General features: G+C 65.0%; 20 protein-coding genes. 13 read left to right on the plus strand and 7 right to left on the minus strand.

The window, feature by feature from the left end; genetic code table 11:
- Positions 1-15 precede the first annotated feature (15 nt).
- Entirely contained in the window at positions 16-1344 is a 1329-nt protein-coding gene (locus BIO17B3_RS10950; protein ID WP_156054088.1) for an MFS transporter, read from the minus strand.
- 57 nt (positions 1345-1401) lie between these two features.
- On the opposite strand from BIO17B3_RS10950, the gene BIO17B3_RS10955 reads away from it, so the two are divergent.
- The 3 genes from BIO17B3_RS10955 (at position 1402) to BIO17B3_RS10965 (ending at position 4610) form a co-directional block, all read left to right on the plus strand.
- Entirely contained in the window at positions 1402-2193 is a 792-nt protein-coding gene (locus tag BIO17B3_RS10955; protein WP_156055279.1) for a sulfurtransferase, read from the plus strand.
- Between the two features lie 114 nt (positions 2194-2307).
- Complete coding sequence (locus BIO17B3_RS10960) at positions 2308-3597, plus strand: cytochrome c (protein WP_156054089.1); 1290 nt, start codon at positions 2308-2310, stop codon at positions 3595-3597.
- An 11-nt stretch (positions 3598-3608) separates the two neighbouring features.
- Positions 3609-4610, plus strand: coding sequence for a c-type cytochrome (locus BIO17B3_RS10965; protein WP_156054090.1), 1002 nt, complete (start codon positions 3609-3611; stop codon positions 4608-4610).
- Positions 4611-4647: 37 nt separating this feature from the next.
- Here the strand turns inward: BIO17B3_RS10965 and BIO17B3_RS10970 are convergent, their stop codons facing one another.
- Positions 4648-5580, minus strand: a complete 933-nt coding sequence (locus tag BIO17B3_RS10970; RefSeq protein WP_156054091.1) for a DMT family transporter — start codon at positions 5578-5580, stop codon at positions 4648-4650.
- A gap of 462 nt (positions 5581-6042) precedes the next feature.
- On the opposite strand from BIO17B3_RS10970, the gene BIO17B3_RS10975 reads away from it, so the two are divergent.
- The 3 genes from BIO17B3_RS10975 (at position 6043) to BIO17B3_RS10985 (ending at position 8853) form a co-directional block, all read left to right on the plus strand.
- Entirely contained in the window at positions 6043-6783 is a 741-nt protein-coding gene (locus tag BIO17B3_RS10975) for a transferase (RefSeq protein ID WP_232054263.1), read from the plus strand.
- 96 nt (positions 6784-6879) lie between these two features.
- Positions 6880-8421, plus strand: coding sequence for an IS21 family transposase (gene istA / locus BIO17B3_RS10980; RefSeq protein WP_156053353.1), 1542 nt, complete (start codon positions 6880-6882; stop codon positions 8419-8421).
- A 12-nt stretch (positions 8422-8433) separates the two neighbouring features.
- Positions 8434-8853 (plus strand): ATP-binding protein, encoded by a 420-nt coding sequence (locus BIO17B3_RS10985; protein ID WP_156054092.1) that lies wholly within the window; start codon positions 8434-8436, stop codon positions 8851-8853.
- A 460-nt stretch (positions 8854-9313) separates the two neighbouring features.
- Here BIO17B3_RS10985 and BIO17B3_RS10995 read toward each other — a convergent pair whose 3' ends face one another.
- Positions 9314-9634, minus strand: a complete 321-nt coding sequence (locus BIO17B3_RS10995) for a DUF167 family protein (RefSeq protein ID WP_013104453.1) — start codon at positions 9632-9634, stop codon at positions 9314-9316.
- A gap of 71 nt (positions 9635-9705) precedes the next feature.
- On the minus strand, positions 9706-9897 hold the full coding sequence (locus BIO17B3_RS11000; protein WP_013104454.1) for a ribbon-helix-helix protein, CopG family: 192 nt from the start codon (positions 9895-9897) through the stop codon (positions 9706-9708).
- 67 nt (positions 9898-9964) lie between these two features.
- On the opposite strand from BIO17B3_RS11000, the gene hyfB reads away from it, so the two are divergent.
- From hyfB to BIO17B3_RS11030, 6 genes are read left to right on the plus strand one after another with little or no spacing between them, the layout of a single operon-like run.
- Positions 9965-11983: a hydrogenase 4 subunit B gene (hyfB, locus tag BIO17B3_RS11005; RefSeq protein ID WP_156054093.1), complete on the plus strand. Its 2019-nt coding sequence runs from the start codon at positions 9965-9967 to the stop codon at positions 11981-11983.
- A complete protein-coding gene (locus BIO17B3_RS11010) occupies positions 11980-12942 on the plus strand; it encodes a respiratory chain complex I subunit 1 family protein (protein ID WP_156054094.1) in 963 nt (320 codons plus the stop codon). Before hyfB ends, BIO17B3_RS11010 begins: the two co-directional genes overlap by 4 nt.
- Before the next feature lie 10 nt (positions 12943-12952).
- The gene (locus BIO17B3_RS11015) at positions 12953-13738 is read left to right on the plus strand and encodes a formate hydrogenlyase (protein ID WP_156054095.1); all 786 of its coding nucleotides are present in this window, start codon (positions 12953-12955) and stop codon (positions 13736-13738) included.
- Positions 13739-15193: a hydrogenase 4 subunit F gene (locus tag BIO17B3_RS11020; RefSeq protein ID WP_156054096.1), complete on the plus strand. Its 1455-nt coding sequence runs from the start codon at positions 13739-13741 to the stop codon at positions 15191-15193. It begins immediately after the preceding gene.
- 3 nt (positions 15194-15196) lie between these two features.
- Entirely contained in the window at positions 15197-16723 is a 1527-nt protein-coding gene (locus BIO17B3_RS11025; RefSeq protein WP_156054097.1) for an NADH-quinone oxidoreductase subunit C, read from the plus strand.
- 7 nt (positions 16724-16730) lie between these two features.
- Positions 16731-17249 (plus strand): NADH-quinone oxidoreductase subunit B family protein, encoded by a 519-nt coding sequence (locus tag BIO17B3_RS11030; protein ID WP_156054098.1) that lies wholly within the window; start codon positions 16731-16733, stop codon positions 17247-17249.
- Positions 17250-17280: 31 nt separating this feature from the next.
- Here BIO17B3_RS11030 and BIO17B3_RS11035 read toward each other — a convergent pair whose 3' ends face one another.
- A complete protein-coding gene (locus tag BIO17B3_RS11035) occupies positions 17281-18291 on the minus strand; it encodes a ChaN family lipoprotein (RefSeq protein ID WP_156054099.1) in 1011 nt (336 codons plus the stop codon).
- Between the two features lie 76 nt (positions 18292-18367).
- Here BIO17B3_RS11035 and thpR point away from each other — a divergent pair, with 76 nt between their 5' ends.
- Complete coding sequence (gene thpR / locus BIO17B3_RS11040) at positions 18368-18928, plus strand: RNA 2',3'-cyclic phosphodiesterase (protein WP_156054100.1); 561 nt, start codon at positions 18368-18370, stop codon at positions 18926-18928.
- Positions 18929-18930: 2 nt separating this feature from the next.
- On the opposite strand, the gene BIO17B3_RS11045 is transcribed toward thpR, so the two are convergent.
- Positions 18931-19608, minus strand: a complete 678-nt coding sequence (locus tag BIO17B3_RS11045; protein ID WP_156054101.1) for a cytochrome b/b6 domain-containing protein — start codon at positions 19606-19608, stop codon at positions 18931-18933.
- 17 nt (positions 19609-19625) lie between these two features.
- A complete protein-coding gene (gene hemB, locus BIO17B3_RS11050; RefSeq protein WP_156054102.1) occupies positions 19626-20639 on the minus strand; it encodes a porphobilinogen synthase in 1014 nt (337 codons plus the stop codon).
- Between the last annotated feature and the right edge of the window lie 219 nt (positions 20640-20858).

Raw genomic sequence — 20858 nt, forward strand, 5'->3', positions numbered from 1 at the left:
GTCAAACCTGTTTGATCACGCCCTTTGCCGCGCCCAGGCCAGAAAGCGCTGGCCGTACAGCGGCTGGCGCCAGATCAGCCAGAGCGCGGCCACTGCATTGAGCAGCGCCACGCTCAGCAGCAGCGCGGGCACGCTCACCCCGGCCACCAGCAGCGCCGCGCAATAACCCGAGCACACCACCATGTAAATCGCGTTGAGAATGTTGTTGGCCGCAATCACCCGCGAACGATGCGTGGCCGGGGTGTGGTGCTGGATCAGGGCGTAGAGCGGCACGCTGTAAATCCCGGCGCTGGCCGAGAGCAGAAACAGGTCGAGCATCACCCGCCAGTGTGCCGGATCGCGCACGAAGGGCAGCACGTCTTGCAGCACGGCTTCGTGCGGCAGGTGCAGCGTGGCGAAATACAGATCGATGCCGAACGCCGTCATGCCGATGGCGCCTAGCGGCACCAGGCCGATCTCCACCCGCCCGCGCGCCAGCCATTCGCAAGCCACCGAGCCCAGCGCGATGCCGATGGAAAACACCGCCAGCAACAGCGAGGCTACCGCCTCGTTGCCGCCGAGCACATCCTTGGCGAACACCGGAAACTGGGTGAGAAACGCCACGCCGTAAAACCACATCCACGAAATCGCCAGCAGCGCCTGCAGCACCGTGCGGTCGGCGGCGGCCAGCCGCAGATTGCGCGCGGTTTCGGTGAACGGGTTCCAGTTGATGCGCAACTGCGGGTCCACCGCGGCGGTGGGCGGAATGAATCGTGCCGCCGTCCAGCCCAGCAGCGCCACGGCCACGCAGGCCAGCCCGGCGATCAGCGGGCCGCGGTCAAAGGTCATCACCAGGCCACCGGCCAGATTGCCCAGCAGAATGGCCACGAAGGTGCCCATCTCGGTCATGCCATTGGCGCCGGTGAGTTCGGCGTTGTTCACATGCTGCGGCAGATAGGCGTATTTGGCCGGGCCGAACAGGGTGGAATGCAGGCCCATGCCAAAGGCGCAGGCCAGCAACGCGGGCACGTTGGCGGTGACGAAACCCCACAGCGCCAGCGCCATGATGGCGATTTCCAGCGTCTTCACGCGGCGCATCAGCACCGCTTTGTCGTACTTGTCGGCCAGTTGCCCGCTGGTGGCGGAAAACAGCACGAAGGGCAGGATGTAAAGCGCGGCGATGAGGTTGACCATCAGCCCGGTGGACAAGGCTGATGCGGCCTCGGCCCGGTAAGCCACCATCACCGTGAAGGCGAACTTGAACAGGTTGTCGTTGCCCGCACCGCCGAACTGCGTCCAGAAAAACGGCGCGAAACGGCGCTGGCCGAGCAGGGCGAATTGGTTGGGGCGGGCGGATTGGGGCATGGTCGGCGGTCGGGTTGCAGGGCGGATGATGGCACAGCCGGATAATTCCTCACCATGATGACATCACCTCCTTGCGCCACGCCCGCCGTGGTGAATATCTCCTGCTACAAGTTCGTCGGCCTCGACGACCTGCCCGCGCTGCAGGCGCGGCTGGCGGCGCAGTGCGAGGCGCTGCAGATCAAGGGCACCATCCTGCTCGCGCCCGAGGGCATCAACCTGTTTCTCGCCGGATCGCGCGGCGCCATCGACGCCATCATGGCCACCTTGCGCGCCGACGCCCGGCTGGCCGACCTCTGCCCGAAGGAATCTCTCTCTGCAACTCAGCCCTTCAAGCGCATGAAGGTGAAAATCAAGTGCGAGATCATCACCCTGAACCGCCCGCAGATCCGCCCCGAAGCCGGGCGCGCCCCCGCGGTGACGCCCGAGCGCCTGCGGGCCTGGCTCGACGCCGGATGCGATGACGAAGGCCGCCCGGTCGTGCTGCTCGACACCCGCAATGCTTTCGAGCGCGATCTCGGCAGCTTTGCCGGCTGCGTGGACTTTCGCATCGGCAAATTCAGCGAATTCGCCCCCGCCGTCGAAGACCACGCCGCCGACTTCGCCGGGCAGACCGTGGTGACCTTCTGCACTGGCGGCATCCGTTGCGAAAAGGCCGCGTTGCTGATGCAAGACTGCGGCATCGAGCACGTCTATCAGCTCGAAGGCGGCATCCTCAAATACTTCGAGCAAGTTGGCGCCGCGCACTACCAGGGCGGCTGCTTCGTGTTCGACGAACGCGAAGTGCTCGGCTCCGATCTGCTGCCCAGCGAGGGCGCCATCGCCCCGCCCGCTGCGCCGCAGCATCGTTAAAAGTTACAACCCTTACATCTCTTGCGCTGAATCAAAAAAATAAAGGGACGCCGCATTAAGCTACCTCCATAACTGCTGCATTGCACAAAATGCGGGATATATGGAGGTGGTCACATGAAAGTCACAAATAAAAAATCCGGTTTTCATTATTTATCTGGGTTTCTATTGATATTCGGCGCAGTCGGCTTGGCGCAGGCCGCTCCTCAGTTTTCACAGCAGGAAATCGAACGGGGCGCTTATGTGGCCAAGGTCGGAGACTGTATCGCCTGTCACGCGGTACAGGGCGGAAAGCCGTTTGCGGGCGGTTTTCCCATGCCGCTGCCGGTGGGCACGATTTATTCGAGCAATATCACCCCCGACCCGACTTATGGCATCGGTAAATACTCTTTAGAGGATTTTGATCGTGCAGTGCGTCATGGGGTCGCGCCCGGCGGGAAATATCTTTATCCGGCCATGCCCTATCCGTCATATGCCAAAGTCACGCCCGAAGACATGAAGGCGCTTTACGCCTATTTCATGCAGGGCGTGAAGCCTGTGGCGCAGCCCAACAAGCCGCCCACCATGATCTGGCCGTTGACCATACGCTGGCCGTTGGCGATCTGGAACTGGATGTACGTCTCTGAGGATCACGTCTATCGGCCCGACCCGAAACAAGGCGCGCAATGGAATCGCGGCGCTTATCTAACGGAGGGTCTGGGTCACTGCGGCGCCTGCCACACCCCGCGCGGCATCGGCATGCAGGAAAAGGCCTTGAGCGCCAGCGGTGCAAACGGCTCGCTATTTCTCTCGGGCGCAAAAATTGAAAGCTGGTACGCCAGGAATCTGCGCGGCAATGACGTGGGCGGTCTGGGGAACTGGAGCGTGGCCGACATCGTGCAACTGCTCAAGACCGGGCGCAACAGCAGCGGCGCGGCGGTGGGCAGCATGACCGAGGTCATCCACCACAGCTCGCAGTACTGGACCGACGCCGATCTGCAGGCAGTGGCGATTTATCTCAAATCATTGCCTGCCGACCCGAACAAGCCCAAGGCGCCGCAGCCGGTCGCACCCGTGCCGCAACCCGACCTGCATTCCGCGGGCTCTCTGGCCTATGCGCAGTATTGCGCGGTTTGCCACCAGAACGATGGAGCAGGCGCCGCAGGCGTGTTTCCGGCCATGGCGGGCAACCCTACGGTGGAGTCGCGTGATGCACTCAACTCGATCCATGTGATTCTGGCGGGGGGAAAGACCGCTGAGGTCAAAGGCGTTCATCCGTTCACCATGCCAGCCTTCGCGGGTGTGCTCAGCGACCAGCAAGTGGCCGACATCGCCACCTTCGTGCGCAGCGGCTGGGGCAATAGCGGGGCGGCGGTCAGCGCCAGCGAAGTGGCGAAAGTCCGGTCAGACATCGCCAAAACCCATTGAGGGAGACCATCATGCAAAACAGCAAAACCAAAACCCATCCACGCGCCAACCTCTCGATGCGCGGCCTGCTGGCAGCGTGCATGCTGGCGGGCCTTGCGGCCCAGCCAACAATGGCCCAAACCGCCTCCTCACCCGCTGCAGCCGCACCGGCTTTGGTCGCCAAACCCAAGCCGACGCACGAAGTGCCCTTCAAGGCGCCCGATCTCGCTTCGCTGGCGCATGAGCCCAACGGCGCGGAAATCCTCTACGGCTATCGCCTGATGACGCAGACCAAGAAGCTGCTGCCCAACAATGTCGGCGCGGCGATGAATTGCACGAGCTGCCACCTTGGCGGCGGCTTCGTGCCCCACTCCTCGGCCTTTGTGGGTCAGAACGCGCTCTACCCCATGTACAACCCTCGGGCTGCCCGGGTGGTGAGCATGGCGGACCGCATCAACGGTTGCATGATGCGGTCGATGAACGGCAAGCCCATCCCCAAAAATTCCCCAGAACTGAAGGCCATGCTCGCCTTCATGGCCTGGATGGCCAAAGACGTTCCTGCCGACGCCAAGGTCAAGGGTGCCGCCCTGTACAAAATCAGCACTTCGATCAAGCCTGACCCCGTGCGCGGCAAGGCGATCTACGCCGAGCGCTGCGCCGCCTGTCATGGCATTGACGGCGAGGGGAGCAAGAACGCCAAAGGCGAGTATGTCTTCCCGCCGCTGTGGGGGCCGGATTCGTTCAACATCGGCGCGGGCATGGCGCGTACCTACACCGCAGCCGGTTTCGTCAAAGGCGCCATGCCGGTGGCCGACAGTCTGCATCCGCCAACGGGTGTCGGTCGCATGAGCGATCAGGATGCGGTGGACGTTGCGGATTACTTCTCGCACCAGCCCCGGCCTGATTTCCCGGCCGCCATCTACGACTGGCCCAAGGGCGGCGCGCCCAAGGACGTGCGGTATTGCCTCGTGTCGTTGGGTAACTGCACACCGGCTGAAATCGCCAAAGCGCCCAAGCCGCCAGGCGGGAAATAAGGGTTTGCGAGGGGATGACGGGCGCTCACATTCCCGCTCACATTCCTTTGCGCGCCAGATAAATCCCGCTCAGCACCAGCCCCGCGCCCAGCAGTTGACCGGCGGTCAGCGCCTCGCCCAGCAGAATCCACGCATACACCACCGCCATGGCCGGTTGCACCAGCAGGCCCACGGATGAGAGCGCCGGGTTGAGTCGGCGTACCGCGTAGGCGATGACCACCTGACCGCCGATCTGCACCAGCAGCGCCAGCCCGAGCACCCACACCCAACCGATGGCTGCAGTCGGCCACATCCGCCCCTCGGCGAGGGCGAAAGGCCAGAGCACCACGGCGGCGAGCAGGGTGACGACGGCCATCAGCGGCGCGGTGGACAGACGCTGCCGCGCCTGCTGAATGCCCACCTGATATGCCGCGTAAAACACGGCGGACACCAGTCCGCTGGCATCGCCCAGCAGCGCGCGGCTGTGGCCGAAGTTGGGGCCAATCATCAGGGCCGCGCCGCCCAGTGCGGCGGCCAACCCGGCGAGAAACACCGGCTGCGGCGCGTTGCGGGTGATGATCCAGAAAGCCAGGGTGATGAGCACGGGAGCGAAGTTCGATTCCAGCGTGGCGTTGCCCACGGCAGTCCAGGTCACCGCGAGGTGGAAGAACACCAAATCGAGCGCGAACATGGCCGCGGCAAACAGCGCCAGTCCCCAGGTCGGCCAGTGCGCCAGCGGGGCGGGCGGTGCCGCGCGCTTGCTGAACCATTGCGGATTTTGCCCAGGCGCGGGGCTGGCCGAAACCGGGCGGGCCTTGCGCTGCAGTTGCCATTGCACCGCGGCCCAGGCCAGCAAAAACGGCGCGGCCACGGCCATGCGCCAGAAGGCGCTGGCAAACGGGCCGAGGCTGGCGGTGGTGTCGGCCAGACGCACGAACACGCCAGCGAGGCCGAGCACGGCGCCGCCGAGAAGGAGAACGAGGAAATCCATGAAAAGTCTGCCGGGCTTGGGACGTGAAGCGGAAAAAGAGCTGTGGGAATGTCTGGTGGCGGCGGAGTTGCGGGTTCACAGACGACGCGATGGGGCGAAAGCCGTTGCGCAGAATGCCGCGCAGCTCCCTCATCGCCCCTCATCGTCCTATTTCAGCTCGCGATCAGCACGTCCGGCGGTCGTCCGACAGCCTGTTGGCGCATTGTCGCTGGTCGATCAGGCCGTTGGTTCATGCCCGCAAACCGATCGGGGCTCACCCTGGGGAAGTTTCACGGGCCGCTTGGCGCAAGGAGATATCCTCCCTGAAACTTGCATGACATGCGTATTGAACGCACATACCATGTGATTTTCATGCCCATACAAACGGTTCGGCATCTGCCGTTTTCCGCCTGCGTCACGGGCAGGATCATGAAACGAAACGCTGACTGACATCCGTCTGTGGCTCATCCCTTGCCGCCATCCATGCCCGAATCCCAAGAGTCAACACACCACGTCAGGCCCTTTGTCTACGACACTCTGCATTCCAAGGCTTTGCACTTCTCCATTTGCGAAGTGCAAAGCAGCATGCGACTTCGAGACCCCGATGCGTTGGACTTGGAGTACACGCGCATGATGATGGGATTTTTGCTGTTCATGGCAGAACCGCAAAACATCACCATGATTGGCCTGGGCGGGGGATCGCTGGCCAAATTCTGCTATCGCCACCTGCCGCAGACCCGCATCCTGGTGGTCGAGATCAATCCGCATGTCATTGCCCTGCGCGATGAGTTTCATATCCCCTCCGACGACGATCGGTTCAGCGTCGTGCGGGCCGATGGCGCGCAATATGTGCGCACCAGCGCGTCAGCCTGCGACATCCTGATGGTCGACGGCTACGACAGCGAGGGCCTGCCGCAGAGCCTGTGTTCCCAGCGTTTTTACGATGATGGATGCGCGCTGCTGCGCCCGGGCGGCATCATGGTGGTCAATTTGCAATCCAGCCACGAGCACTACGCCATCCACTTGGACCGCATCCGGCGCAGCTTTGGCGACTCCGTGCTGGTGGTGGATGACAAAGACGGATGCAACAGCATCGTCTTTGCACGCAAGGGCCTGGGTTTTGAGCAGATACGGCAGAGTGCGTATTTCAGCCCATCGTGGACGGCATTTCAGGCTGATCGTGGACGGCATTTCAGCGGGATCGTGGACGGCGTTTCAGCCTGATCGTGGACGCTGTTTCAGCGTCATCGTGGACGATTGGGGGTGGCGGCAAGTGATTTCCTAGGCGGTCTAGGCTGGTCGATTTTTTGATCGAAGCCGATGCCCACAACCAGAATCACGATGCGCCAGATCCGAGAAGCATTGCGCCTGCACCTGCAGGTTGGGTTGACCTATAGCGAAGTGGCCCGCGCGCTCAAGCTGTCCAAGAGCGCGGTGGGCAAGTACGTGTCGCTGGCCCGGGCGGCCGGGGTGGACTGGGCGGTGGCCCAGACGCTGACCGACGTCGAGTTGCAGGGGCGGCTGTACCGCCCGCCGGTGCCGCGCGCCAGCGATCAGCTCGCCCCCGATTTCGCGGTCATTCACCAGGAGCTCAAACGCCCCGGCGTGACCCTGATGCTGCTGTGGGAGGAGTACGCCCGCGGTAACGCGCAGGCCTACAAGTACACGAGTTTTTGCATCAAGTACCGCGCGTGGGCGCAGCGCCTCAAGCGCTCCATGCGCCAGGTGCATGAGGCGGGCGAGAAGCTGTTCGTCGACTACGCCGGGCAGACCGTGCCGATCACCGACCCGACCACCGGCGAGATCAGCGCCGCGCAGATCTTCGTGGCCACGCTGGGGGCGTCGAGCTACACCTACGCCTGCGCCACGCCGCGCCAGACCACCGCCGACTGGATCGGCGCGCAGGTGCAGGCGCTGGAGTTCTTCGGCGGCGTGCCGCGGCTGATCGTGCCCGACCAGGCGCGCGCGCTGATCAAACATCCCGACACCTACGACCCGCTGCCCAACCGCACGTACGAGGAGTTCGCCCGCCATGACGGCTGTGCGCTGCTGGCCGCACGCCCGGCGCACCCGAGAGACAAACCCAAGGTCGAGGGCGCGGTGCTCCTGGTCGAGAGGTGGATTCTGGCGCGGCTGCGCAACCGCCGCTTCTTCAGCCTGGTCGAGCTCAACGCGGCGATCGCTGCGCTCATGGCCGATCTGAACCTGCGCCCGTTCCAGAAGCTGCCTGGCTGCCGCCGCGACGCCTTCCTGTTGCTCGACGCCCCGGCACTCTCGCCCCTGCCGCCCACGCGCTATGCGGTCGGGCGTTGGAAGCAAGCCAAGGTCAACGTCGACTACCACGTCGAGTTCGAAGGCCATTACTACAGTGTCCCGCACCGCCTGGTGGGCGCCACGGTGGAGATGCGCGCGGGCGCCGGGTTACTGGAGATCTTCCACGCCAACCAGCGCGTGGCCTGCCATGCCCTGAACGCCCGGCGGGGTCAGCACTCCACCACGCCCGAGCACATGCCGGCCTCGCACCGCGCGCACCTGGAGTGGACCCCGGCCAAGCTCATCGCGTGGGGCCAGCGCATCGGCGGGGCCACCGCCGGCGTGGTGGCCTGGCAACTGGAGAACCGACCACATCCCGAGCAGGGCTACCGCGCCTGCCTGGGCCTCAAGCGCCTGGCGCGCGAGTACACCCCGGCGCGCCTGGAAGCCGCCTGCGCCAGGGCGCTGGCGATCCGCTCGCCCACTTACCGCAGCGTGGCCTCGATTCTCAAGAGCGGGCTCGATCGCCAGCACGCCTATCCCCCCACGACGGCGTCCACCGCCTTGCCCGAGCACGAGAACGTGCGCGGCGCCGATTACTACCACTGAAGGAGAAGCACGATGCTCAATGAACACACCCTCAACCAACTGCGCGCGCTGCGCCTGGACGGCATGGTCCACGCCCTGACGGAGCAGGCCAGCCGCTCGACAGCCGCCGCCCTGGGCTTCGATGAGCGGCTCACGCTGCTCGTGCAAAGCGAGATCGCCTGGCGGGACGACCGCCGCCTGCAGCGCCTGCTCAAGGCCGCCCGGCTCAAAGTCTCCGCGGCCTGCGTGGAGGACATCAACTGGCGCGCCAGCCGCGGCCTCGACCGTCACCTTGTCGCCAACCTGGCCGGCGGCGNGCTTCCAGTGAAAGCTTGGCATGCCTACCTCGACGACCCCACGCTGGCTGACGCCATTCTCGACCGCATCGTGCACAGCAGCCACAAAATCGAGCTCAAAGGCCCATCGCTGCGCGAGAAGGATAAAGATCAATGACCCCCCAGAACCTCCGCCACCGCTGCGCCGAACACGCCTTATCCACCGCGGCGGCCGGTCCGTCGCAAGCGCCGTCCGCCGCCGTGGATAAGCCTGCAAAGAATCCCCTCACCAACCGCTTCGCAAGAACCGTTTCAGGCTGATCGTGGACGTTTGAGATACAGTCCAACCCATCGCTTGCGCGCACCCCACGCGCGTCCACGATCGCGCTGAAACGCCGTCCACGATCAGACTGAAACAGGCGTCCACGATCGCTGAAATGCGCAGGCAGAGTGCTATGCGCCTCCCCCAGCACCTGGACGCCGCTGCTGCCGCCGCATTGCTGCCCGCGTTGACGCAAGTCGCCGCGGCGTCGAGGCTGTTCAAGCAGCAAGGCGAGAGTGCTGGCGGTTGATCCTCCTGGTCAATCGCATCGCAGGCTGAACCCCGGCGCGTGGCCAGACGCATCAAGCTAGGTGCGTCAATCCAGCAGGCTGGTTTGCTGGAATACAGCGGGAAGTTTTTGTGGGGCATGAATGCGCAACTGCTTGTTGACATTCATGCGCCCGAACACCACTTCGATGGCCGAGGTCGGCACGCCGAACTCCTTGGCAAGGAAGCGCACCATGTGATCGGTCGCGCGGCCAGCGCGTGGCGCTGCCGTCACACTCACCTTGAGTTGCGGCCCCTTGGGCTTGCCGATGGCATCGACCCCTGCGCTGGGCTTTCCCAGAATGTTGACCACCAGCGTGTCGCCTTCCCACCAAAAGAACGACTCACCTCGATTTTGCTGAGATTTCATGCGGGAGATTGTTGCGGCGGAGCAGCGCAGCCTATTGCGGTTTTGCAGCGGCGCTTTGCATCGGCAGAGGCTCAGCGCTTGAGCGCCTCGTCGATGGATTCGCCCGGCTGCCAGGGCCGCCCGAGCTTGAACTCGATGTAGTCGCGGATCAGGCGTCGGACCACTTGCGACGGCGTCTGGTCCTCGCGCGCGCACAGGCGCTCGAACAACTCCTTCTTCTGCGGGTCGATCAAGACAGTGAGGCGGCTGGTACGTTGTTCCATTTTTATGGAAATGAGATTAGCATTTAGCACACATCTTATGTGAATCTCATTTTCACGCAACTCCCGTATGAACGCGTCCGATCTTCTTCCCATCGCCCTGGGTGTGGTGGCGGCTTGGGTGTGCATGGGGTTGGCCGGTTTCATTTCGCCGCGTTCCACGCGCTGGGTGGCGCGGGTGATTTTTCCGCTGGGCGCGTTGGGCAGTCTGGTGATGGCCGCAGTCGGGCTGCTGGCGCTGTTTGCTGCGCCGCAATCGCTGGTGTTGCCCATCGGCCTGCCGGGGCTGCCGCTGCATTTGCGGCTGGACGCGCTGTCGGGGTTCTTCCTGTTCCTGCTGGGCGCATCGACCGTCGGCATTTCCACCTTCGCCTCGGGCTATTTCCGCGAGGGCGAGGGCACGGCGCCGGGGCTGCTGGGTATGCAGTACCACGTGTTTCTGGCGGCGATGTGCATGGTGGTGCTCGCGGCCGATGCCTACAGCTTCATGCTGGCGTGGGAAGTCATGGCCATGGCGTCGTACTTCCTGGTGATTTCCCAGCACCGCATGGCGGAAATCCGTAGCGCCGGTTATGTGTATCTGCTGCTGGCGCATCTGGGGGCCATCGCCCTGCTGTTGTGCTTCGGTGTGATGATGCAGGGCGGCATTGCCAGCCTGACGTTCGAGGCGATGCGCCACGCGCACTTGAGTCCGGCCTGGGCCAGCGTGGCCTTCGGTCTGGCGGTCATCGGCTTTGGTGCCAAGGCTGGCCTGGTTCCTTTGCACATCTGGCTGCCCGAGGCGCACCCGGCTGCACCTTCGCCGGTTTCGGCCTTGATGAGCGGGGTGATGCTCAAGACCGCGCTCTACGGCCTGCTGCGGGTGAGCTTCGATCTGCTGCATGCGCCGCTGTGGTGGTGGGGCGTGCCGCTGCTGGCGCTAGGGCTGTTCGGCGCCTTGTTCGGTGTGCTGTTCGCCGCAGTGCAGACCGATATGAAGCGGCTTCTGGCCTATTCGTCCATCGAGAATATCGGCATTGCCTTCGCCGCTCTTGGCCTGGCGCTGGTGTTTCACGGGGTCGGGCTGGCGGTGTTTGCGGCGCTGGCGCTCGCCGCCATGCTGTACCACCTGCTCAACCATGCCTTTTTCAAGAGCCTGCTGTTCCTGACCACCGGCTCAGTGCTCCATGCCACCCACCAGCGCAGTCTGGGAAAACTCGGCGGCTTGTTGCGCACCATGCCCTGGGTGGGCTGGACGGCGTTGATCGGCACGCTGGCGATTGCCGGGCTGCCGCCGCTCAATGGCTTTGTCGCCGAATGGCTGTTGTTGCAGTCGTTTCTGTTCACGCCGCAGATTCCCGAACCGTTTTTCAATCTGCTCATCCCGCTGGGTGCGGCCATGCTGGTGCTGACTGCGGCGCTGGCGGCGTATGTCATGGTGAAGTTCTATGGCGTGATTTTTCTCGGCCGCGCACGCGAGCCGCAACTCGAGCAAGCGCACGATGTCGGCTGGCTGGAGCGCATCGGGCTGCTGTGGCTGGCCGCGGGCTGCGTGCTGCTGGGCCTGATTCCGACTTGGGTGCTGCAGGCGATCGACCGGGTCAACCTGATGTTGCTGGGCAAGCCGCTGGCGCAAGCGGGTGATGCGTCTATGGGCAATTGGTTCTGGCTGGTGCCGCTGTCGCCGGATCGGGCGTCGTACAGCCCTGTGGCGATTCTGCTCGTCGGTCTGCTGGTCGTCGGCTTGACGGGCTTGTTGACCCACCGCGTCTATGCGGGGCGTGTGCGCCGCGCCGCGCCGTGGGATTGCGGCGCGCCGGGCTTGACCGGGCGCATGCAAGACAGCGCCGAGGGTTTCGGCCAGCCGATCCGCCGGGTGTTCAGCCCGTTCTTCCTGATGCGGGTCGAACTGCCGCGCCCGGATGACGCCGAGCCGCGCTACCGCGTGTCGGTGGAAGACCGCTTCTGGCCGCAGTTTTACACGCCGGCGGCGCAAGCGGTGCTGTGGTTGGCGCGGCAGGTCGGGAAGATTCAGCAGGGACGGATTTCGGTCTATCTGCTCTACAGCTTCCTCACCCTGCTGGTGTTGCTGATGGTGGTGGTGCGATGAAGGATTCCGCCTTGCTGACCCCGCTGTTGACCCAGTTTCTGGCCGTGGCCGTCTCGGTGTTGCTGGCGCCGCTGCTGTCCGGCTGGGTGACGCAGTGCCGCGCCTGGCTGTCCAACCGCAGCGCGCCGCCCATCTGGCAGCCGTATGCGCGCATCGCCAAGCTGCTGCGCAAGGACGCGGTGCTGGCGCACGAGGCCACGGCGCTGTTTCGCGTCGTGCCGTATTTGCTGATGGGCATCATGGTGGTGGCTGCGGCCATCATCCCCTCGCTGTCCACCGATCTGCCGTTTGCGCAGGCGGCCGACGTCATTGCGCTGGTGGGACTGTTTGCGCTGGCGCGGGTGTTCACCGCCCTGGCCGGCATGGACATCGGCACCGCCTTCGGCAGCATGGGCGCACGGCGCGACATGATGGTGGGTTTTCTCGCCGAGCCCGCGCTGCTGATGGTGGTGTTCACCTCGTCGCTGATCTCGGGCAGCACCCTGTTGCCGACGATTGCCGAATACCTGCAATCGCAGCACCTGGCGCTGCATGCCAGTCTGGCGTTCGCCGCCGTGGCCTTCATCATGGTGCTGTTGGCGGAGAACGCGCGCATTCCGGTGGACAACCCCACCACCCACCTTGAACTCACCATGATCCACGAGGCCATGGTGCTCGAATATTCCGCGCGGCATCTGGCGCTGGTGGAGTGGGCCAGCAGTCTCAAGCTGTTCAACTATGTCTGCATCGGCTTCGCGCTGTTTCTGCCCTGGGGCATGGCGAACCACGCCGACGGCGTGATGTGGCTGCTCGCCGCGCTGCCGCCGCTGCTGCTCAAGCTGGCGGCCGCCGGTTTCGGCATCGCGCTGATCGAAACCCTCAGCGCCAAGCTGCGCATCTTCCGCGACCCCGAATTTCTCGGCACCGCATTTTTGCTCGCCGTGCTCGGCCTGCTGGTGCGGCTGATGCTTTCGCATTGAGCTTGATGCCATGACCGTTCTCGCTCCGCTCGTTTCCGCCTCCGCAGCCGCGGCCTTCTCGACCGCGTCTTCAGCGGTTTCGTCTGCGGTTTCCTCTGCGTCTTCAGCCGCTGCGTTGTCCGTTTCCGGCCTGCCCGCTCTGCCGCTGAGCACCCAGCTCATCCACCTGATCGCCGCCTTGCTGTTGCTTCTGTCTTTCGCCATGCTGGCGCAGCGCCGAGTGGTCAATCTGGTCAATCTGTTCGCGGCCCAGGGTGCTTTGCTCGTGGCCAGCACCGTCGTGGTGGCCTACTCGACGGGCGATGCCGAGCTCTATCAGTCTGCCGCGCTCACCCTGCTGCTCAAAGTCATCGTGCTGCCGTTGGTGCTGCACAAGCTGATCCGCCGCCTGCACGCCGAATGGGACACCGAAACCCTGGTGAACATTCCCACCCTGCAGCTCATCGGCATCGTGCTGGTGATTTTTTCTTTTGTTCTGGCGCAGCCCATTTCCCGCTTCGCTGGCGAGGCCATGCGCGGCACCCTGGGCATCGCGCTGGCGCTGGTGCTGCTGGCTTTCCTGATGATGATCGTGCGGCGCAAGGCCGTGGCGCAAGTGGTGGGTTTTCTGGCCATGGAAAACGGCCTGCTGTTCGCGGCCACCAGCGCCACGCAGGGCATGCCCATGGTGGTGGAGCTGGGCATCGGCCTGGACGTGCTGGTCGGCGTGTTCATCCTGGGAATTTTTTTCTTCCAGATTCGGGAACAGTTCGACAGCCTGGATCTGCAAAACATGGAATCACTCAAAGAGGACTGAATGGAACTGCTCATCGTCCTCGCGATCCCCCTGCTCGGCGCTGCGGTGCTGGCTCTCGTCGGCCAGCGCGGCTTCGCTCCGTGGATCAATCTGGCCTTCAGCGCCGCCACCTTCGTCGCCGCCTGCGTGTTGACGGCGCGGGTCATTTTTCAGGGGCCGATGCTGGTGTTTGCCGAGCAGTTTTTCATCGATCCGTTCAATGTGTTTCTGGTGACGCTCACTGCCTTTGTCGGCATGACCACGGCGGCGTTTTCCCGGCCCTATATGCGCATTGAGCAAGACCGCGGGCGACTGACTGCGGCGCGTCTGCGGCTCTATCACAGCATGTACCAGGCCTTCATGTTCACCATGCTGCTGGCGCTGACCACCAACAATCTCGGCCTGCTCTGGGTGGCGATGGAAGCAGCCACGCTGACCACCGTGCTGCTGGTTTCGCTCTACCGTACCAAGGCCAGCCTGGAGGCGGCGTGGAAATACTTCATCCTGTGCGGTGTGGGTATCGCGCTGGCGCTGTTCGGCACCGTGCTGCTGTATTTCGCGGCGGAGCGGGTGCTGGGCCACGCGGGTATGAACGCGTTGCTGTGGACGCAGCTCGATGCAGTCAAAGGCCGACTGGAGCCGGGCATCATCGGCATCGCCTTCGTCTTTTTGCTGGTGGGCTACGGCACCAAGGTCGGCTTAGCTCCTTTGCATAGCTGGCTGCCCGATGCGCACGCCGAGGGGCCCACGCCGGTGTCGGCGGTGCTGTCGGGCCTGTTGCTCAATGTGGCGCTGTATGCGGTCATGCGTAGCAAGGTGCTGGTCGAGGGCAGCTTGCACGCCGCATGGCCGGGGCAGATGCTCATGGTTTTCGGCCTGTTCTCGGTGCTGGTCGGCGCGTTCCTGCTGTGGCGGCAAAAAGACGTCAAGCGCATGTTCGCCTACTCCTCCATCGAACACATGGGCATCATCACTTTTGCTTTCGGCATGGGCGGGCCGCTGGCCAACTTCGCCGCGCTGCTGCACATGACCGGCCACGCGCTGACTAAGAGCGCCATTTTCTACACCACCGGCCACGCGTCGCAAAAAGCGCACAGCCAGCGCATCGAGGACATCCAAGGGCTGCGCGAGCAATCGCCGGCGCTGGGCTGGGGTTTGATGATCGGTGTGCTGGCGATCGCGGGCATGCCGCCGTTTTCCGTGTTCGCCAGTGAATTTCTCATTCTCACCACGGCGATGCAGCAGCAGCCCTGGGCCACGCCCATTTTGCTGCTCGGGCTGGGCGTGGCCTTCGGCGCCTTGTTTTTGCGTGGGCAGGGCATGGTGTTTGGCCGCAGCAACCTGCGTGAACTCTCGCATGCGCCCAATATGGTGCCGGTGTTCGTGCATCTGGCGCTGGTGTTGCTGCTCGGGCTGTGGATGCCGCAATTCCTGGTGTCCTGGTGGCACACCGCAGCGGCGATGATCGGGGGTTGAGCCATGCAAGCCCGCTGCGCCATTCTTCTCATCGAACATCACCGCGTGGATGCGCTGGGCTGGTCCGCCCAGATTCAGGCGGCGGCCGCGCGCGGCGCTCGGCTGCTCACCCTGTGGGGCAAGGACGCGCGCGATGCGTCGTCTGGCGGCATGTCGCTGTATGCCTGCTGGCTGGAGGAGCAGGGCTTGTCGCTGCTGCAGCTCGATCTGGCTTCGGGGGTGACGCATTACCCTGGGCTGCACGCCGAATTTCCCGTGGCCGACCGCCTGCAGCGCGCCCTGCGCGACCTGCTGGGGGTGCAGGCGCAGGGCATGGACCCGCGCCCCTGGCTGCGTCACACCGCCTGGGGCGCCGACGTCTATCCGCTGCGGCACGATGCCGCCCTGCCGCCGACGCCCTGCGGCCAGCCGCAGGCCGAACACTACGCCTTCGTCCTGGTCGATGGCGACGGCGTGCACGAAGTAGCGGTCGGGCCGGTGCACGCTGGGGTGATCGAGCCGGGGCAGTGGCGCTTTTCCATCGTCGGCGAAAAAATTCTGCGGCTGGAAGAACGCTTTGGTTTCACCCACAAGGGAGTGGAAAAGCGCTTCGAAGGCATGACGCTGCACGATGGCGTGCGACTGGCTGCGCGGCTGAGCGGCGACAGCGCCGTGGCCAATGCCTGGGCGTATTGCATGGCCTGCGAGACGCTGGCCGGGGTGCAGCCACCGCCGCGCGCGCTTCATCTGCGCGCGTTGCTGCTTGAACGCGAGCGCCTGGCCAATCATCTGGGCGACATCGGCGCTATTGCCAACGATGGCGGCTTCGGCTTTGCGCTGGCGCAGTTCGGCCGCTTGAAGGAAGACGTGTTGCGGCTCAACGTGCGGGCGTTCGGAGCACGCTATCCGATGGACGCGGTGCAGCCCGGCGGCGTGGGGCTCGATCTGGACGCCGACGCCGTGGCCATGCTGCACAACCAGGGGGTGTTGCTCGGCGGGGAAGTGCGGCGGCTCAAGGACATCCTGGATCAGCACGAAGGTCTGCAAGACCGCTTCAAGACCACGGGCCGGGTCTTGCCCGAGCTGGCGGCGCGGCTGGGCATGATCGGCTTGGCCGGGCGCGCCAGCGGGCAGGCGCTGGATTTGCGCACCGCTGCGGGCTTTGCGCCCTACGCCGCGCTGGGCGTGGAGGCGGCGCAGGCGCAGGAGGGCGACGTCGGCGCGCGCGTGGCGGTGCGATTTGCCGAAGTGTTCACCAGCCTGCGGCTGTGCGGCGACCTGCTGGCCAGCCTGCCCGGCGGCAGCGTGCGGGCAGATTGGCCGCAAACCGTGGCCCCCGGTCTGGCGCTGGGGCTGGTGGAGGGCTGGCGCGGGCCGCAGTGCATCGTGCTGGAGGCCGACTCGCAGGGGCGCATCGCCCGCTGCCACCCGCACGATCCGTCGTGGCAGAACTGGCCGGCCATCGAATGGGCGGTGATCGGCGACATCGTCCCCGACTTTCCGCTGATCAATAAATCCTTCAATCTGTCCTATTCCGGACACGATCTCTGAGGCCGCCATGTGGAAGACCCTGCGACAAATCGCCCGCGTGGGCCGCATCAGTGAGGCTCCGCAAATCTCGTCCTTGCCAGCACCGCCCGACGCCGCAGTGCAGCGCATTTCGGCTGATCTGTTGCATCTGATCGGGCGGGCGCTGGCCATCCGCGTGGTCGATGCCGGTTCGTGCAACGGCTGCGAACTGGAGATCAACGCCCTGTCCAATCCCTACTACAACATCGAAGGTCTGGGGGTGCATTTCGTCGCCAGCCCGCGCCACGCCGACCTGCTGCTCGTCACCGGCCCGGTGTCGCGCTATATGGAGCTGGCGCTGCGCCGCACCTATGACGCCATGCCCGAACCCAGGCTGGTGGTCGCCGCAGGCGATTGCGCTGCGGGCTGCGGTATTCACTGCGAGGGCTATGCGGTCTGTGGCCGGGTGGCCGAGGTGCTGCCGGTGGACGTCACCGTGCCCGGCTGTCCGCCCAGCCCGGTGGCCTTGTTGCAAGGCATCCTGCAGGCGGTGCAGCGGCGGGCCTGACCCGGCGGCGAACGCTGCGCCGCAAGACGTTTTAGGGTTTTGGCTGGCCCGATGGCTTCTCGCCCTGCATCATTCGCCGCAGTTCGGCGCAGTGGTCGATCGGCGGGGTGCCGGGGGTGAACCACACCGCGTCATAGCCCGCTGGGAGCTCGGCCTGCGTATCGGGCGCCAGGCCTTGCAGCAGCAGGCTGAACACCGCAAGCGGCTGCGCCACCCCCGGCGGGGTCTGCGCCGCATGCGCTGCCAGATGCAGCGCGATGCCGAGAGTGCGGTTGGCGTGGAAGCTGCCGGTGAGCAGCACCACGGTCTTGCCCGGCCGCGCCAGCGCCAGGCTGTGCGCGGCCATGCTGTCGTCGCGGGCGAACTGGATGCGTGCCATCGCCGGCAGCTGCGAGGCGGGCAGTAGGCCGCAGTGGCTTTCGGCCACGTCGTCGAGAATGCGTTGGCGCACCGCAGGCGGCACGCTGGCGTCCCAACGGGCCTGCTGCATGGCGGGGCGCATCGCATCTTGCGGCAGGTTGACGCCGACCACCGGCACCCCGGCGCGTACGGCGACCATCACCGGCGCGGCGTACAGCTTCCACGGCCAACCGTCTTCGTTCCAGTGCAGCCGCTCGCGCACCACGGCTTCAGGCGCGTCGCGCGGGCCGTCGAAACGCTGTCCGGCATCCGCCATTTCCAGGGCGACGGCGGCCAAATCGCCGCGCTGGGCCAGGGCGGTAATGATCCAGGCCTGCACCGCGTGATGATCGGGGTGATCGTGCTGCTCGCCCAGCATGCACAGCACGGCGTGTGCGCATTCGCTCACCAGTTGTTGCGGGGCGATGAATTGCTGGCCGCTTTGCAGAATGCGCCCGACCAGCGGTGAATGGGCCTCGACTGGCTGGGTGTAGCGCGGCAGCGGCGGCAAGGCGGCGGCCTGCGCCGCCAGACTCCCGAGCCAGAGCGGCCCGCCAGCGGCCAGGCCGAGTGCGAGGTTCAGACGCCTGCGGGTGGTATCTGGAGACGAAGACGGCGGGGTAGGGGCGTGGCGGCTTGGCATGGCAGGAGGTTCAATAGCATGTAGAAACGAAACTTAGCGCAAGCCGCTATTCCCCCATTCAGACAGGTCAAGCTCCATGATTGACAGGCCGCTCGATCCCCCGCCTGAGCCACCCGCTGCGCTGCGGCTGTTTTTCGCGCTCTGGCCGGGGCAGGCGTTGCGCCGACATATCGCCGAGCATCAGACGCTTTGGCAGTGGGCGCCGCCCGCGCGACCGGCGGCTGCGGCCAAACTGCATCTCACCGTGTTGTTCATGGATGGGGTGCCCGCAGACCGGGTGACGACACTGCTGGAGGTGGGCGAACGGGTTGCGCGCAACTGGGCCGATTTCGCGCTCACGCTCGACCGGGCAGCGGTGTGGCGCCACGGCGGCATCGCGCACCTCACGCCGTCGCAGCCCCCGGCGGAATTGCTGTCGTTGCGCGCCGCGCTGGCGGAGCAGGTCGGCCAGCGCGGTCTGCCGTTCGACGCTCGCGCCTTCGCACCGCATGTCACGCTGGCGCGGCGGGCGCAGGCTACGCAGCCGCCGATCACTTTCCCGCCGCTGCACTGGACGGTTCGCGGCTTCGCGCTGGTGCACTCCGTGCTGGGCACCGGGCGTTACGACGTCATCGGGCGCTGGCCGCTCAATCGATGACTTCAATAGCCGCCCACGCTACCCAGGGTGGAAACCCACCACGCCAGCACGCCACCGGCCGCCACGATGACCAGCGCCAGTAGGCGCAGCCCCCAGGTGTCGCGCGCGGGCGTCACGCCGGCCACGGTGTCGATATCGCCGGTGAGCATGGGGCGCACCAGGTTTTCGCGTTTGAAAATGGCGTAATAGGCAATGGCCGCGAGGTGCAGGCCGACGAGGGCGTAGATCAGCGGCTGGCCGATGGTGGTGTGATAGAAGGTGAAAATCGCGCTGGTGCGGTCGCTCACATAATTGGCCAGCGGGCCTTGGTTGAAAATTTCGTCGTTCGCAAACAGCCCGCTGATGACCTGCAGCGCGACCACGGTGAGCAGCGCCAGCACCGACAGACTGCCCAGCGGGTTGTGACCCAGGCGCAGATGTTCGGGCCGCGGATCGTCGCCGCGCACATAGCGCCAAATGGCGCGGGGGCCGTGCACGAAGTTCCAGAACCGCGCGTGACGGCTGCCCGCCACGCCCCACACCAGCCGGAACACCAGCAGCGCAATCAAGGTGTAGCCGCTCCAGTAGTGGTACTGCATGGCGTTGCCGCCGATCAACCCGGTGACGATGGAAACGGTCACGCAGGCGGCCAGCGCCCAGTGAAACAGGCGCAGCGGCAAATCCCAGACTCGGACTTTCATGGCGCGGCTCCGGGCGCTCAGCCTTGCCGCAACTTGCGCGCCGCCTCGACGGCGAAATAGGTGAGGATGCCGTCGGCCCCCGCGCGTTTGAATGCCAGCAGGCTTTCCATCATCACCGCGTCGTGATCGAGCCAGCCGTTCTGCGCGGCTGCCTTGAGCATGGCGTATTCGCCACTGACCTGATAAGCGAAGGTCGGCATGTGGAACTCGTCCTTCACCCGGCGCACGATGTCCAGATACGGCATGCCCGGCTTGACCATCACCATGTCGGCGCCTTCGGCGATGTCGAGCGCCACTTCGCGCAGCGCTTCGTCGGAGTTGCCCGGGTCCATCTGATAGACCTTTTTGTCGGCCTTGCCGAGGTTGGCGGCCGAGCCCACAGCGTCGCGGAAAGGGCCGTAGAACGCGCTGGCGTACTTGGCGCTGTAGGCCATGATTCGGGTGTGAATATGGCTGTCGGCCTCCAGCGCCTGGCGGATGGCGCCGATGCGGCCGTCCATCATGTCGCTCGGGGCGACGATGTCCACTCCGGCGGCGGCCTGCGCCAGCGCCTGCTTCACCAGCATGGCCACGGTGGGCTCGTTCATGATGTAGCCGGTGTCGTCGAGCAGACCGTCCTGGCCGTGCGAGGTGTAGGGGTCGAGCGCCACATCGGTGAGCACACCGAGCTGCGGAAACGCCGCTTTGAGCGCGCGCACTGCTCGGGGCACCAGTCCGTCGGGGTTGGTGGCCTCGATGCCGTCAGGCGTCTTGAGCTTGGGATCGATCACCGGGAACAGCGCCAGCACCGGAATGCCCAGCTTCACGCATTCCTCGGCCACCGGCAGCAGCAGATCGACACTCAAACGCTCCACGCCGGGCATCGACGCCACGCTCTGGCGCTGGTTCTCGCCATCGAGGATGAACACCGGGTAGATCAGATCGTCCGCTGCCAGTCGGTGCTCGCGCACCAGACGGCGGCTGAAGTCGTCACGGCGCAAACGCCGCATGCGGGTGCCGGGAAATCCGGGCAGGTTCACAAAGTTTTTCATCTTTGGTTTGTCATGGAGTGGAACTTGATGCGATGAATGCTATCTTTTTCAACTGGATGGTGCGTTGCAAGATGTGCCATCCCCCGCTTCTCCTCCCTGAGCGGGGCCTTGTTTCAAGGCTTGAATCCCTGGCCAGCACTGCCGGGGATTTTTTTGCCCGCAATATTCGTTTATCCCCTGGCAACAAGCTTGCGCCAAGGCTCTTTTACACTGCGACTC

Origin of the sequence: Thiomonas sp. OC7 (assembly GCF_900634595.1) — a bacterium.
Lineage (GTDB): Bacteria > Pseudomonadota > Gammaproteobacteria > Burkholderiales > Burkholderiaceae_C > Thiomonas > Thiomonas arsenitoxydans.

Excerpts from the sequence above, each read along its gene's own strand:
- thpR (WP_156054100.1), top strand. The coding sequence starts at position 18,368 with ATGATTGACAGGCCGCTCGATCCCCCGCCTGAGCCACCCGCTGCGCTG.
- BIO17B3_RS11020 (WP_156054096.1), top strand. The coding sequence starts at position 13,739 with ATGGAACTGCTCATCGTCCTCGCGATCCCCCTGCTCGGCGCTGCGGTG.
- BIO17B3_RS11000 (WP_013104454.1), bottom strand. The coding sequence starts at position 9,897 with ATGGAACAACGTACCAGCCGCCTCACTGTCTTGATCGACCCGCAGAAG.
- BIO17B3_RS11025 (WP_156054097.1), top strand. The coding sequence starts at position 15,197 with ATGCAAGCCCGCTGCGCCATTCTTCTCATCGAACATCACCGCGTGGAT.
- BIO17B3_RS10970 (WP_156054091.1), bottom strand. The coding sequence starts at position 5,580 with ATGGATTTCCTCGTTCTCCTTCTCGGCGGCGCCGTGCTCGGCCTCGCT.
- BIO17B3_RS10950 (WP_156054088.1), bottom strand. The coding sequence starts at position 1,344 with ATGCCCCAATCCGCCCGCCCCAACCAATTCGCCCTGCTCGGCCAGCGC.
- BIO17B3_RS10965 (WP_156054090.1), top strand. The coding sequence starts at position 3,609 with ATGCAAAACAGCAAAACCAAAACCCATCCACGCGCCAACCTCTCGATG.
- BIO17B3_RS10955 (WP_156055279.1), top strand. The coding sequence starts at position 1,402 with ATGACATCACCTCCTTGCGCCACGCCCGCCGTGGTGAATATCTCCTGC.
- BIO17B3_RS10975 (WP_232054263.1), top strand. The coding sequence starts at position 6,043 with ATGCCCGAATCCCAAGAGTCAACACACCACGTCAGGCCCTTTGTCTAC.
- hyfB (WP_156054093.1), top strand. The coding sequence starts at position 9,965 with ATGAACGCGTCCGATCTTCTTCCCATCGCCCTGGGTGTGGTGGCGGCT.
- BIO17B3_RS10960 (WP_156054089.1), top strand. The coding sequence starts at position 2,308 with ATGAAAGTCACAAATAAAAAATCCGGTTTTCATTATTTATCTGGGTTT.
- istA (WP_156053353.1), top strand. The coding sequence starts at position 6,880 with ATGCCCACAACCAGAATCACGATGCGCCAGATCCGAGAAGCATTGCGC.
- BIO17B3_RS11015 (WP_156054095.1), top strand. The coding sequence starts at position 12,953 with ATGACCGTTCTCGCTCCGCTCGTTTCCGCCTCCGCAGCCGCGGCCTTC.
- BIO17B3_RS11010 (WP_156054094.1), top strand. The coding sequence starts at position 11,980 with ATGAAGGATTCCGCCTTGCTGACCCCGCTGTTGACCCAGTTTCTGGCC.
- BIO17B3_RS11030 (WP_156054098.1), top strand. The coding sequence starts at position 16,731 with ATGTGGAAGACCCTGCGACAAATCGCCCGCGTGGGCCGCATCAGTGAG.
- BIO17B3_RS10995 (WP_013104453.1), bottom strand. The coding sequence starts at position 9,634 with ATGAAATCTCAGCAAAATCGAGGTGAGTCGTTCTTTTGGTGGGAAGGC.
- BIO17B3_RS11035 (WP_156054099.1), bottom strand. The coding sequence starts at position 18,291 with ATGCCAAGCCGCCACGCCCCTACCCCGCCGTCTTCGTCTCCAGATACC.
- hemB (WP_156054102.1), bottom strand. The coding sequence starts at position 20,639 with ATGAAAAACTTTGTGAACCTGCCCGGATTTCCCGGCACCCGCATGCGG.
- BIO17B3_RS11045 (WP_156054101.1), bottom strand. The coding sequence starts at position 19,608 with ATGAAAGTCCGAGTCTGGGATTTGCCGCTGCGCCTGTTTCACTGGGCG.